Raw genomic sequence first — 12554 nt, 5'->3', positions numbered from 1 at the left:
TTTCCACCCCGGACGCAGAAATTCGCGCGAATTTTTCGTGCAGTGCGCATTACTGCGCAAACGCGGCCGTGCCTTACCCTGTGCTGCGTGACCGTGACCGAGCCGTCGACGCCCTCGCTGTTCCGCCGCCTCTATGTGCGTTTCGAGGGCCTGGTCCGCGAGGGGATCAAGTTCGGCACGATCGGCCTCATCACGTTCGTCATCGACACCGTCGTGTTCAACCTGCTGTGGGGGCCGCTCAACACGCTGGTCGCCGGCGCGATCTCGATGACCGTCGCGGCCACCTGCGCGTTCATCGGCAACCGCTTCTGGACCTGGCGCGACCGGGCCCGCACGGACCTGCGCCGCGAATACGCGCTCTACTTCCTGTTCAACCTGGTCGGCCTGCTCATCGCGCTGACCTGCCTGGCGGTCAGTCACTACGCGCTCGGGTTCACCAGCCAGCTGGCCGACAACATCGCGAAGAACGGTGTCGGGCTCGTCCTCGGCACGCTGTTCCGCTTCTGGTCGTACCGGCAGATCGTGTTCCGCAAGAAGCCCGAAGACACCCCCAGCTCCGCCCCGGTAGCCCAGCGTGATCGCACGGCGTGACCTGTCCCGCACTCAGCCTCGGGTTCGCGCGGAGTTTGGTCGCTTACCGTAAGGTTGGCCGGTGCGCCTCGCCAGCAGACTCCGCGACCGCTTCATCCCCGAGCGGTTCCACTCGCTCGCGACCGAGCTGTTCAAGTTCGGATCGGTCGGCTGCATCAACACCGCCGTCGACTTCATCCTGGTCAATGCCCTGCTGTTCATCGGACCGCTGAAGGCCAAGATCGTCGCGGTGGTCGTCGGGACCGTGATCTCCTACTTCCTCAACCGCCAGTGGACCTACAAGGACCGCAGCAGCGGCAGCATGCGCCGTGAGTACGTCCTGTTCTTCGCGCTCAACGGCGTCGGCCTGCTCATCCAGGAAGCGGCCCTGGCGGTGGCCAAGTACGGTCTGCACTTCAACGAGTCCAACCCGGACGACCGGCTGGCGTTCAACATCGCCAACGCCGCGGGCATCCTGCTGGCGACGGCGTTCCGCTTCTGGGCGTACCGGACCTGGGTCTTCACCACCAACGAGCCGGACGGCAGCGCCGAGGAGCGCGAGATCGCCGCGCTCGAGGTGGCCTTCTCCGACACCGCCGTCATCACCCCGGACGAGCAGCAGATGGAGGCCCTGGAGGCCGCCTTCTCCGACCCGGCCGCGACCCCGCCGGCCCCGCGCCAGCCGGCCGAGGAGCTGGAGACCCCCGCCGCGAAGCGCTGACGGGGGTCTGCCGAACCAGAACAACAAGCCGAAGCCAGAACAACAAGCCGAAGCCAGAACACAAGCCGAAGCCAGAACAACAAGCCGAAGAGCGAACAGCAAGCTCAGCTGGCCGGCTCCGGGTCGTTCTTGATCTCACGGACCAGTGCGTCGCGGTCGTCGTCGCCGAACGTGTGCTTCTGCCGGTCGGCGTCGACCAGCTCGTAAAGCACGCTCTGCGTCTTCTCGACCTGCGGCAGGTTGGTCAGCTGGACCTGACCGCGCTCACCGGCCGACTCGATCGTGAGCGTGCCGCAGCCCAGCATCCGCTCGAAGAGCGAGTGCGAGAACGACACGTCGTTGATCCGGCCCATCGGGATGTCCCGGCCGCTGCGCGAGAAGACGCCGCTGCGCATGATCACCCGCTCGTTGGTGAACACGTAGTGCGTGGTCCGCCACTTGACCCACGGCCAGACGGTGATGACGAACAGGATCACCACCAATACGCCGGCCACGATGAGCAGGGGGATCATTCCCCAGCTCGTGAGGATCGCCAGCGTGACGAACGCCGCCACGGCCAGCACGAACCAGACCACCGGCAGGAACAACGCCTTCCAATGGGGGTGCAGGTGCAGCACCACCTGCTCGTCCTTCGTCAGGACGCTTTCCGGGAACCCCACGGCCAAACCCCTCCTCGAACATCAATGTCGGAGGTGAGGCTAGACCCTGACCGCCACTCGGCGGCACTGCCTACACAGTCGGATCCAGGCGCGCGTGCACGACGTCTCCGGCCGCCACCGCCCGCACGGCCTGAAAACGGTCGGTGACCTGCAGCCTTCCGTCGCCGTCGACGCCGGACGCGAGCCCTTCGAGGACCTCGCCGCTGGGCAGGTCCACGCTCACCCGGCGGCCGATGGTCCCGCAGTGGAAGATGTACGCCTCGCGCAGCCCGGAGGCCTCGGGGTCGCCGCCGTGCTCGGCGAAGCGGGTGTACCACTCGGCGAACGAGCGCAGCAGCGCCAGCAGCAGCGGGGCGCGGTCGGTGCTCGCCGCGCCGCCCAGCGCCAGCGAGGTCGCGTCGGGCCGCGGCAGCTCGTCCTCGCGCAGGGTCGTATTGAGCCCGATGCCCACGACGACCGCGCCGTCGGCCGCCTCGGCCAGGATGCCGGCCGTCTTGCGGTCGCCCTGCAGTAGCAGGTCGTTGGGCCACTTCAGATAGGCGTCGATGCGGGCCACCCGCCGCACCGACTCGGCCAGGGCGACCCCGGCGAGCAGCGGCAGCCAGCCCAGCCGGGCCGGCGGCACCGACGGGCGCAGCAGCACGCTCACGGCCAGCCCGGCCCGCGGCGGCGACTGCCACTGCCGGGCCAGGCGGCCCCGCCCGGCGGTCTGGCGCTCCGCGACGATCACGAGGCCCTCGGCGGCGCCGTCCCGGGCGGCCGCGACGGCATCGGCGTTGGTCGAGCCGGTCTCCTCGACGATCCGCAGCTCGGTCCAGAGCCCACCCGGCACCAGCAGCGCCTTGCGCAGCGCCAGGGGCCGCAGCGGCGGCCGGTCCAGGTCGGAGAAGGCGCCACCGGTGGAAATGTTCACAGCTCGACCCTATGTCGGCGGGATTAGGCTGCCGAGGGTGACCACGAAGCAAGAGCAGGTGGACGTCCACTCCACGTCGGGCAAGTTGACCGAGCTGCGGCGGCGCACCGACGAGGCGGTCCACGCCGGCTCGGACCGCGCGGTGGAGAAGCAGCACGCGCGGGGCAAGAAGACCGCGCGGGAGCGCATCGACCTGCTGCTCGACCCCGGCTCGTTCGTCGAGCTCGACGAGCTGGCCCGGCACCGGTCGACCGCGTTCGGGCTGGCGGCGACCCGGCCCTACGGCGACGGCGTGGTCAGCGGCTACGGCACCGTCGACGGCCGCCAGATCTGCGTGTTCGCCCAGGACTTCACCGTCTTCGGCGGCAGCCTCGGCGAGGTCTTCGGCGAGAAGATCGTCAAGGTCATGGACCTGGCGATGAAGATCGGCTGCCCGGTCGTGGGCATCAACGACTCCGGCGGCGCCCGCATCCAGGAGGGCGTCGTCTCCCTGGGCCTCTACGGCGAGATCTTCTTCCGCAACGTGCGGGCCTCGGGCGTCATCCCGCAGATCTCGCTGATCATGGGCCCGTGCGCGGGCGGCGCGGTGTACTCCCCCGCGGTCACGGACTTCACCGTCATGGTCGACCAGACCTCGCACATGTTCATCACCGGCCCGGACGTCATCAAGACGGTCACCGGCGAGGACATCGGCATGGAGGACCTCGGCGGGGCGCGGACGCACAACACCAAGTCCGGCAACGCGCACTACCTGGCCGCGGACGAGGACGACGCGATCGACTACGTGCGGGCGCTGCTGTCGTACCTCCCGTCGAACAACATGGACGACGCTCCGGTGCTCGAAAATTCTGCGGAAACCCTCGAGGTCACGGACGAGGACCTGGCCCTGGACACGCTGATCCCGGACTCGGCCAACCAGCCGTACGACATCAAGACGGTCATCGAGTCGGTGGTCGAGGACTTTCTGGAAGTACAGCCGCTGTTCGCGCAGAACATCGTCGTCGGCTTCGGCCGGGTCGAGGGCCACCCGGTGGGCGTGGTCGCCAACCAGCCGATGCACTTCGCCGGCTGCCTCGACATCGACGCGTCGGAGAAGGCGGCCCGGTTCGTGCGGACCTGCGACGCCTTCAACATCCCGATCCTGACGTTCGTCGACGTCCCCGGCTTCCTGCCCGGCGCCGGCCAGGAGTGGGACGGCATCATCCGGCGCGGCGCGAAGCTGATCTACGCCTACGCGGAGGCCACGGTCCCGAAGGTCACCGTCATCACCCGCAAGGCCTACGGCGGCGCCTACGACGTCATGGGCTCCAAGCACCTGGGCGCCGACCTCAACTTCGCCTGGCCGACGGCGCAGATCGCGGTGATGGGGGCGCAGGGGGCGGTCAACATTCTCTACCGCCAGGAGCTGCGCGACGCCGAGGACCCGGCGGCGCTACGGGCCGAGCTGATCCAGCAGTACGAGGACACCCTGGCCAACCCCTACATCGCGGCCGAGCGCGGCTACGTCGACGGCGTCATCCCGCCCTCGACGACCCGGGTCGAGATCGTGCGCGCGCTCCGCCTGCTGCGCACCAAGCGCGAGACCTTGCCGCCCAAGAAGCACGGCAACATCCCGCTGTAGCGGCGACCGGCACCCGGCCGCTCCACCCGGACCGGCACCGCCCAGCCGCGCCGTCGATGGTGATCCGCACCTGGTGCCGGCCGCTTCAGGCCTTCGGCCGGAACGTGCCCTTGATGATGTTGTAGATGTTGTGGGTCGAGTCCTGGACCCACATGGCCGTCGTGCACTCCCAGGAAATGGTCACGCCGAGGTCGGGCCGGACCCGGCAGCCCAGGTTGGACGCCTTCATCGGGCCGTAGGAGCTGTCGTAGGTGAACTGCCAGTCGATGCAGTCGCCCCAGACGGTCTGCGGCTGCATCGAGACCTGGTGGTAGTTCGTGTAGGTGCCCAGCTGCAGCCGGCTGGCCTCCAGCGCCTGCGTGGCCTTCTTCAGGTCACCGGCCGGCGGCTTGTCGGTGATGTCGATGCCGACCCGCATGCCGGGGACGGTGTTGGACTCGTAGTAGACCAACGTGGGCGACACCGGGTCGGGCACCCGCTTCCAGCCGACCGGCAGGCCGATCTGGAAGCCGAACTGCGGGTCGGTCCGCACCTCGAAGCCCTCCGGCACCGTGATGGTGTCGGCGCCGACGCTGGCCAGGACGGCCGGCGACGGCGTGGCCGACGGCCGGACCGGGGCCGCGTTGCCGCCGGTCGACGGGCCGCCGGACCAGACCGGGCCGGGACCGGGGCCCGGGCCGCTGTCCGAGCCGTTGTCGGCCAGCAGCAGCACCGCGATCACGGCGAGGGCCAGGACGGCGGCGCCCGCGGCGACCCAGCCCCACCGCCGGTCCCGGGGAATGGTGCGGTCCAGGTCGTCGTCGATCGAGCCCATCGGCAGCAGCCCGTCGCTGGAGCTGCCGCCCGAGCGCTCGGCCGTGCGCAGGGCGGAGATCGGCACCGGTGAGACCTCGCCGGCGGCGCCCGGCTCGGCGCTGACCGGTGCGACGGTCGCCCCGATCAGCGCGGCCGAGTGGCCCTCGCGGGAGCGGCGCGGGCGCGGCAGGGCGGGCATGCTCCACCAGGGGCGGCCCTCGCCGGCCGCGGCCCGCTGCAGCAGCCGCTCGGTCTCGGCCACCCCGGCCCGGGCCCGCGGCTCCTTGCGCAGCAGGGCGGCCAGCACCGGCTTCATCACGCCGGCCCGGGCCGGCACGTCGGGCTCCTCGGTGGCCAGGGCGGTCAGGGTGGCGTACGTCGTCGAGCGCGCATAGGGCGAGCGGCCCTCGACCGCGGCGTAGAGGGTGGCGCCCAGCGACCACATGTCGGACTCGGGGCCGGAGGTGCCTTCCCGGGCCCGCTCCGGCGAGATGTACTGCGGCGAGCCGAGGATCAGCCCGGGCCGGGTCACGGCACCGTCGCCGCCCTCGAACACGGCCAGGCCGAAGTCGGTGAGCACCACCCGGCCGGTGTCGGCCAGCAGCACGTTGCCGGGCTTGACGTCGCGGTGCAGGACACCGGCGGCGTGCGCGGCCCGCAGGGCGCTCAGGACCGCGAGGCCGATCCGGGCCACCCGCTCGGGCGGCAGCGGCCCGTCCTCGGTGATTACCTGGTGCAGCGAGCGCGACGGAACGTACTCCATGACGATCCACGGCGCCTGCTCGGTGTGCACGACGTCGTAGATCCGGACCACGTTGGCGTCGTTGAGCCGGGCCGCCGCGCGGGCCTCCCGCAGGGTGCGCAGCTGCAGCTCCTCGCGCTCCTGCGGGGTCAGGCCCGCGGGCGGGACGACCTCCTTGATGGCCACGTCCCGGCGCAGCATCTCGTCACGGGCGAGCCAGACCCGGCCCATGCCACCGGCACCGAGCTGCTCCATCAGGCGGTAGCGCTCGGCGACCAGGGCTCTGGGCTGCGTCATCACCAAGAAAGCTACCCAACTCGCGCACTCGCGAAAAACCCCGGTTCTGGTGAAGATCGTGGTCAGTCGGTCCGTGAACGCAGGACCATGACCAACAGGATGAGCAGGCCGATTCCCACCAAACCGGCACCGATCAGGGCGACCGGCAGCACCCGGAAGGTGTCGAGGACCTTCTGCTGGGTCGGGGCGACCTGGTCGGTGTCGAAGGTGACCGTGACGACGACCGTGTATTGCTCGGCGTCCTTGGCGTTGTCGGCCCCGATCTCGACCACGCCGGGGATCGCCAGCTGGGCACTGCCGGGGTTGGGGTCGACCGAGCCGGTCACCGCGACCTTGGCGTCCTTCGCGGCCGGGGCCTGCGGCCGCTGGACCGTGCACTTCGTCGGGCTCAGGAAGCCGATCGGGGCCGGCAGGGAGGCCTCGCCGTTGTCGGTGCCGCCGAGCACGGCCCGGCCGCTGGAGCCGTCCTCGCAGTCGATGTCGACGACGAGGGCGCCGGCGCGGCCGTCGGGGCTGCCCGCGAAGCGCACCGTGAGCTGCAGCGTGCGGGCGTTGTCGAAGATGTAGGTGGCAGTGCACTTCGCGGCCGCGGCCGACGCGACCAGCGGGACCATCGCGGCGCCGACGTCGGGCGTCTCCGGCGTCTCGCCGGGGTCGCACGCGAACGAGCTGAGCCGCCAGCTGCCCTCCGCGGTCGAGATCGGCGCGATCGGCGTGACCAGGTACTCCCCGAACGGCAGCGACCCGGGCACGTCGCCCTGGGCGATCGCGGCGACGCCGAGCCCGGTCGTGGTGGCCACCCCGGACCAGGCCGGCCCGCTGGAGCCGCGCGGCGTGACCGCGAACGACGCCGAGGCCATGCCGCCGATGGTGACCCCGCGCAGCTCCAGCGACCCGCCCTTGCGGGACACGCGCAGGGTGCAGTCGGCCGGGGCCGTCGTGGTGACGTTGACGGTCACGGTCCAGCCCTCGGGCTTGAGCTCCTGGTCGCCGCAGCCCACGCCGGTCAGGCTCCACGCGGCGGCGTCACCGGCGGGCGCGGTGACGGTCACCGGGTAGGCCCCCGGCAGCAGCGCGCTGAGGTCGGCGCCGGTCGCGACGGCGGCGGAGCCGTCGCCCGTGGCGCTCGCGGTCAGGTGCCGGGGCGCGCCGCCGGCCGGGTCGGCGACGGCCACGTCGAAGGTGCCGCCGGGGGTGTCCGAGTAGACCCGCAGCGTCAGCCCCGGCAGCGAAGGCGGCGGTGTGAAGGTGAACGTGCACGTGACGACCTCGCCGGCGGCCAGCGTCACGGTGGCCGTGCCGGTCGGGACGTCGGTCGCGGTCAGGCTCCGCCCGGCGCCGCTCTTGGTGCAGCCGACGTCGGCGAGGGTCCAGCCGGCCGGGGTCCGCGCCGTGACCGTGCCCGCCGCCCCGCCCGCGCCCCGCACCAGGGTGGCGTCGGTCTTGGCGTCGGCGACGACCCGCTTGTCGGCGGCGTAGCTGGCGCTGGCGTCGAACGTGAAACGCTGGGGGTAGCCGGGGTTGGCGGTGGTGCGGGCCCGCACGATGAGGGTGCCCGTCGGCTGGGCCGCCTTGACGTAATAGGCGTAGCAGAAGATGTGCCGGGAGCCGGCCGGGAAGCCGATCCATTGCACATTGGTACTGGCATGTCCGTCGATCCCGCACCGCAGCGCCCCGAAGCCGTAGCCGTCGGCGAGCGGCGCGCCCGGACGGCCGCCCTGGGCCCACAGCTGGTGATGTCCGGCCGCCTTGGCCTGCTCGTCGGTGAGGGTGACCGTGATGGCCCCGTCCAGCACCTGGCCGGTCTTCTGCCCCGTGCGGTCCAGCAGCGGCGTCGCGGCGGCGGTCGGCCCGGAGCCGACGGCCGGCGTCGTGACGGTCGACAGCGGGCCCTTCTTCTCGCGATTCGGGCCGAGCGAGAACTGCCATCCGTTGAGCGGCGCGCAGTTCGACGAGTTGGCCGCCTCCACTTGAGGATCAACTTCATTGCCGTCGTTGTACCCGCTGTCGTGCCCGAGCGGCGCGGCGTTCTCGGCACTGTCGTCGCGGACCCGGTTGCCCATCACGCTCTGGTAGGAGTCGCAGGCCCGGGCCACGAACGTGACCTGGTAATGCAGCGAGGCGGACACCGAGGCCGGCGTCTCGCCCTCGTAGGCCGACGCCGGACCGGCCGCGCCGACCAGCATGGCAGCGAAGATGATCGATATAGCCGCACATATTCGGCGGAATCGGGCGTTTGTCAATGCGCCCCCCAATTCGCCATCGACTCCCGTTCCACTTGAGTATGCGCCGCTGGAGTGTGCGTATGCTCGCAGGACGGCAACGTTTCGGGAAATGTGCGGGAGGCTTACGTGTCCGAGGAGCCGCTGTTCAGGGTGGTGCGCGGCACGCCGACCGCCGAAGAGGTGGCCGCGATCGTCGGCGCCTTGTTCAGTCTTGCCCCGGTGGCGCCGGCCCCGGCTCGTCCGCGGTCCCGGTGGGCGCGGAGCGCTCGTCCGGGCTCGTCCCGCCATTGGCGCGCCGTCGCGGGATCGTGATCGGCGGCAGCGCCGGCAGGGTGGGCCACTTGCGGGCCTCCCGCTCCAGCTGCAGCCGCTCCGCCTCCTGGGGGTCCGGCAGCTCGGCTACGAGCTGCTGACCGCAGGAGCGGCAGGTCAGCGCGGCCGACGGGATGCGGTCCAGGCAATAGGGGCAGTTGCGCAGCTCCAGCGATCGCCCGCGCTCCACGCCGATCAGCGTCATCAGCTTGATGACCATGAACAGGCCGACCGCGAGCAGCGCGAACTGCAGCAGATCGTTCAGGAACACGCCGTACCGCAGCGGCGTGTGATGGATCGTGATGGCGAGATTCTTGAAGTCCGGCTCGCCGACCACGGCCGCGACCGCCTGCAGGAACAGGTTCGTCACGAACGACTGGATCAGCGTCGCGAACGCCGTGCCGATGATGAAGCCCAGCGCCAGGTCGAGGACGGTGCCCCCGATGGCGATGGCTTTGAACTCCGACCAGAGCCTGCGCACGGTCATAGATCGTAGTTCGCTAACGTCTGCGGTTGTGCGAACCTTCATCCTCGCCTCGGCCAGCCCCGCCCGTCGCAAGCTGCTGGCGCAGGCCGGCATCACGGCCCGGACCATCGTCAGCGGCGTCGACGAGTCGGTCGTCCAGGCCGGTGACGCCGGTTCGCTGGCCGGCACCCTCGCGGGGATGAAGGCCCGGGCCGTGCTGGCCGGGCTGGGCGCCACCGACGCCCTGGTGCTGGGCTGCGACTCGGTCCTGGGCTTCGGCGGCGAGATCCTGGGCAAGCCCGAGTCGCCGGCCGACGCCACGGCCCGCTGGAAGGCGATGCGGGGCCAGTCGGCGGTGCTGTACACCGGACACTGCCTGATCGACGGCCCGACCGGGGAGGCCGTCGAGGAGGTCGTCGCCACCACCATCCACTTCGCGGACCCGTCGGACGAGGAGATCGCGGCCTACGTGGCGACGGGCGAGCCCCTCGAGGTGGCCGGCTCGTTCACCATCGATGGCCTGGGTGGCGCGTTCGTGACCGGCCTGGAGGGCGACCACACCAACGTCGTCGGCCTGTCCGTGCCGACGCTGCGGCTGATGCTGGCCCGGCTGAATGTCCCACTCGTGTCGCTATGGTCGACTCCATGACGAAGATTCCCCTCGCGCTGACGGCCGAGCTGCAGGAGTACGTGGTCGCCAACGGCAGCACGCCCGATGCGGTCCTGCGCGACCTCATCGACGAGACCGCGCGCGTGCTGCCCGGCGACCAGGGCATGCAGATCTCCGCGGAGCAGGCCGGCTTCATGACCCTGCTGACGCGCATCAGCGGCGCCCGGCAGGCGGTCGAGATCGGCACCTTCACCGGGCTGTCGTCGATCGCCATCGCCCGCGGCCTGGCCGAGGGCGGCAAGCTCACCTGCTTCGACGTGTCCGACGAGTTCACGAGCATCGCCCGGAAGTACTGGGACCGGGCCGGCCTGACCGACCGCATCGAGCTGATCATCGGTCCCGCCGCGGAGTCCCTGAAGGCCCTGCCCGAGGAGCCGCACATCGATCTGGTCTTCATCGACGCCGACAAGACCGGCTACCTGAACTACTGGGAGCAGTTGGTGCCGCGGGTCCGCCCGGGCGGCCTGCTGCTGCTCGACAACGTCCTGCGCCACGGCCACATCATCGACCCGCACCCGGGTGACGAGGGCACCATCGCGATGGTCGAGTTCAACCGGCACGTGCTGGACGACCCGCGGGTCGAGTCGGTCCTCGTCCCGATCGCCGACGGGCTCACCATCGCCCGCAAGCTGTAGCGTCCTACGCCGCCGGCAGTGGCCGGCTGATGCGGTCCAGCCGCACGACTGCCACTGCCGGCAGCGCCACGAAGAGCGGCACCCGGCGCTACCTGAGCTCGGCGATGACCGCCCCGGCCGACACGACCTCGCCCACCTCGGCCCGCAGCCCGGTCACCACGCCGGCCTTGTGCGCGTTGAGCGGCTGCTCCATCTTCATGGCCTCGAGCACCACGATGAGGTCACCCTCGGCCACCGTGTCCCCCTCGGCCACGGCGATCTTCACGATGGTGCCCTGCATCGGGCTGGTCAGCGCATCGCCGCCGGCCGCGGCGCCGGTCTTCTTGCCGGCCGCGCGCTTGCGCGGGGCGGCCGCCGACGCGGGGGCTTTGGCGGCGCCGAACCCGGACGGGAGCGTCACTTCGAGCCGCTTGCCGCCGACCTCGACGACGACGGTCTCACGGCTGGAGATATCGGGAATATCCGAAACATCGGCAGCAAACGGCGGGACGTCGTTCTCCCACTCCGTCTCGATCCAGCGCGTGTGGACGCTGAACGGCTCCGACGTGAAGGCCTCGTCGCGGATCACCTTGCGGTGGAAGGTGAGCGCGGTCGCCATGCCGTCGACCACCATCTCGTCCAGGGCCCGGCGCGCGCGCTCGAGGGCCTGCTTCCGGGTCTCGCCGACGATGATGACCTTGGCCAGCAGGGAGTCGAAGTTGCCGCCGATGACGCTGCCGGACTCGATGCCGGTGTCGACCCGCACGCCCGGGCCGGTCGGCAGGGTCAGCCGGGTGACGGTGCCGGGCGCGGGCAGGAAGCCGCGGCCCGGGTCCTCGCCGTTGATGCGGAACTCGATCGCGTGGCCGCGCGGGGCCGGGTCGGTGTCGAAGCGCAGCTTCTCGCCGTCGGCCACCCGGAACTGCTCGCGCACCAGGTCGATGCCGGCGGTCTCCTCGCTGACCGGGTGCTCGACCTGCAGGCGGGTGTTGACCTCGAGGAACGAGATGGTGCCGTCGTTGCCGACGAGGTACTCCACCGTCCCCGCGCCGTAATATCCGGCCTCGCGGCAGATCGCCTTCGCCGACTCGTGGATCTGCGCGCGCTGCGCATCGGTCAGGAACGGCGCCGGGGCCTCCTCGACCAGCTTCTGGTGGCGCCGCTGCAGCGAACAGTCGCGGGTGCCGACCACGATGACATTGCCGTGCTGGTCGGCGAGCACCTGGGCCTCGACGTGGCGCGGGTGGTCGAGGTAGCGCTCGACGAAGCACTCCCCCCGCCCGAACGCGGCCACCGCTTCGCGCACGGCCGACTCGAACAGCGCCGGGATCTCCTCGATCGTGCGGGCCACCTTAAGGCCGCGCCCGCCGCCGCCGAACGCGGCCTTGATGGCCACCGGCAGCCCGTGCTCGTCGGCGAACGCGACGATCTCGGCGGCGTCGGCGACCGGCTCGGCCGTGCCGGGGACGAGCGGCGCGCCGGCCCGCTGCGCGATGTGCCGGGCCGTGACCTTGTCGCCGAGGTCGCGGATGGACTGCGGGCTGGGCCCGATCCAGGTCAGTCCGGCGTCGATGACGGCCTGTGCGAAGTCCGCGTTTTCCGACAAAAAGCCATATCCCGGGTGTACTGCATCAGCGCCGGACTTCGCCGCGACGTCCACCAGCTTGTCGATGCGCAGATAGGTCTCGGCCGCGGAGTCGCCGCCGAGCGCATAGGCCTCGTCGGCCAGCCGGGCGTGCACCACGTCGCGGTCGGAGTCGGCGTAGACGGCCACGCTGGCCAGGCCGGCATCCCGACAGGCGCGAATGACCCGAACAGCGATCTCGCCCCGGTTGGCGATCAGTACCTTGCGCACCAGCGCAGTCTATGCCCGCCTTAGGCGATCTTCAGGCGCCGCGGAGCTGCCCAAAAAATCACTTGGACCAGGTCGGGAGCGCAAGCAAGCCTTT

The 12554-nt window shown here is 70.9% G+C and carries 11 protein-coding genes and 1 pseudogene; 6 read left to right on the top strand and 6 right to left on the bottom strand.

Going from position 1 to position 12554, the window contains the following annotated elements; all coding sequences use genetic code 11:
* Window positions 1-87: 87 nt before the first annotated feature.
* Window positions 88-591, top strand: coding sequence for a GtrA family protein (locus tag ACIA8L_RS03850; RefSeq protein WP_395900087.1), 504 nt, complete (start codon window positions 88-90; stop codon window positions 589-591).
* A gap of 61 nt (window positions 592-652) precedes the next feature.
* Window positions 653-1291: a GtrA family protein gene (locus ACIA8L_RS03845; RefSeq protein ID WP_395900085.1), complete on the top strand. Its 639-nt coding sequence runs from the start codon at window positions 653-655 to the stop codon at window positions 1289-1291.
* Between the two features lie 104 nt (window positions 1292-1395).
* Here ACIA8L_RS03845 and ACIA8L_RS03840 read toward each other — a convergent pair whose 3' ends face one another.
* Window positions 1396-1950: a PH domain-containing protein gene (locus tag ACIA8L_RS03840; protein ID WP_395900083.1), complete on the bottom strand. Its 555-nt coding sequence runs from the start codon at window positions 1948-1950 to the stop codon at window positions 1396-1398.
* 70 nt (window positions 1951-2020) lie between these two features.
* Window positions 2021-2857, bottom strand: a complete 837-nt coding sequence (locus ACIA8L_RS03835) for a biotin--[acetyl-CoA-carboxylase] ligase (protein WP_395901714.1) — start codon at window positions 2855-2857, stop codon at window positions 2021-2023.
* Between ACIA8L_RS03835 and ACIA8L_RS03830 the strand changes: the two genes are divergently transcribed.
* Entirely contained in the window at window positions 2856-4484 is a 1629-nt protein-coding gene (locus ACIA8L_RS03830; protein ID WP_395901713.1) for an acyl-CoA carboxylase subunit beta, read from the top strand. The two genes, ACIA8L_RS03835 and ACIA8L_RS03830, sit on opposite strands and share 2 nt — an antisense overlap.
* An 85-nt stretch (window positions 4485-4569) precedes the next feature.
* Here the strand turns inward: ACIA8L_RS03830 and ACIA8L_RS03825 are convergent, their stop codons facing one another.
* Window positions 4570-6318, bottom strand: a complete 1749-nt coding sequence (locus ACIA8L_RS03825) for a serine/threonine-protein kinase (protein ID WP_395900081.1) — start codon at window positions 6316-6318, stop codon at window positions 4570-4572.
* Between the two features lie 62 nt (window positions 6319-6380).
* Window positions 6381-8504 (bottom strand): hypothetical protein, encoded by a 2124-nt coding sequence (locus tag ACIA8L_RS03820; RefSeq protein ID WP_395900079.1) that lies wholly within the window; start codon window positions 8502-8504, stop codon window positions 6381-6383.
* 165 nt (window positions 8505-8669) lie between these two features.
* Here ACIA8L_RS03820 and ACIA8L_RS03815 point away from each other — a divergent pair, with 165 nt between their 5' ends.
* Window positions 8670-8855 carry an acyl-CoA carboxylase subunit epsilon gene (locus ACIA8L_RS03815; protein ID WP_395900077.1) on the top strand — a complete coding sequence of 62 codons (186 nt, stop codon included), beginning with the start codon at window positions 8670-8672 and terminating at the stop codon, window positions 8853-8855.
* 199 nt (window positions 8856-9054) lie between these two features.
* On the opposite strand, the pseudogene mscL reads toward ACIA8L_RS03815, so the two are convergent.
* A pseudogene (gene mscL, locus ACIA8L_RS03810) lies at window positions 9055-9342 on the bottom strand (large conductance mechanosensitive channel protein MscL); the annotation flags it as partial.
* 28 nt (window positions 9343-9370) lie between these two features.
* Here mscL and ACIA8L_RS03805 point away from each other — a divergent pair.
* Window positions 9371-9970, top strand: a complete 600-nt coding sequence (locus tag ACIA8L_RS03805) for a Maf family protein (RefSeq protein WP_395900075.1) — start codon at window positions 9371-9373, stop codon at window positions 9968-9970.
* Window positions 9967-10626 carry an O-methyltransferase gene (locus ACIA8L_RS03800; RefSeq protein WP_395900073.1) on the top strand — a complete coding sequence of 220 codons (660 nt, stop codon included), beginning with the start codon at window positions 9967-9969 and terminating at the stop codon, window positions 10624-10626. Before ACIA8L_RS03805 ends, ACIA8L_RS03800 begins: the two co-directional genes overlap by 4 nt.
* An 88-nt stretch (window positions 10627-10714) precedes the next feature.
* Here ACIA8L_RS03800 and ACIA8L_RS03795 read toward each other — a convergent pair whose 3' ends face one another.
* Entirely contained in the window at window positions 10715-12460 is a 1746-nt protein-coding gene (locus ACIA8L_RS03795) for an acetyl/propionyl/methylcrotonyl-CoA carboxylase subunit alpha (protein ID WP_395900071.1), read from the bottom strand.
* Between the last annotated feature and the right edge of the window lie 94 nt (window positions 12461-12554).

The organism is Dactylosporangium sp. NPDC051541 (genome assembly GCF_044454505.1).
Classification (GTDB): Bacteria; Actinomycetota; Actinomycetes; order Mycobacteriales; family Micromonosporaceae; genus Dactylosporangium.
The sequence above is the reverse complement of the archived record's forward strand: the minus strand, read 5'-3'. Positions and strand labels throughout refer to the sequence as shown.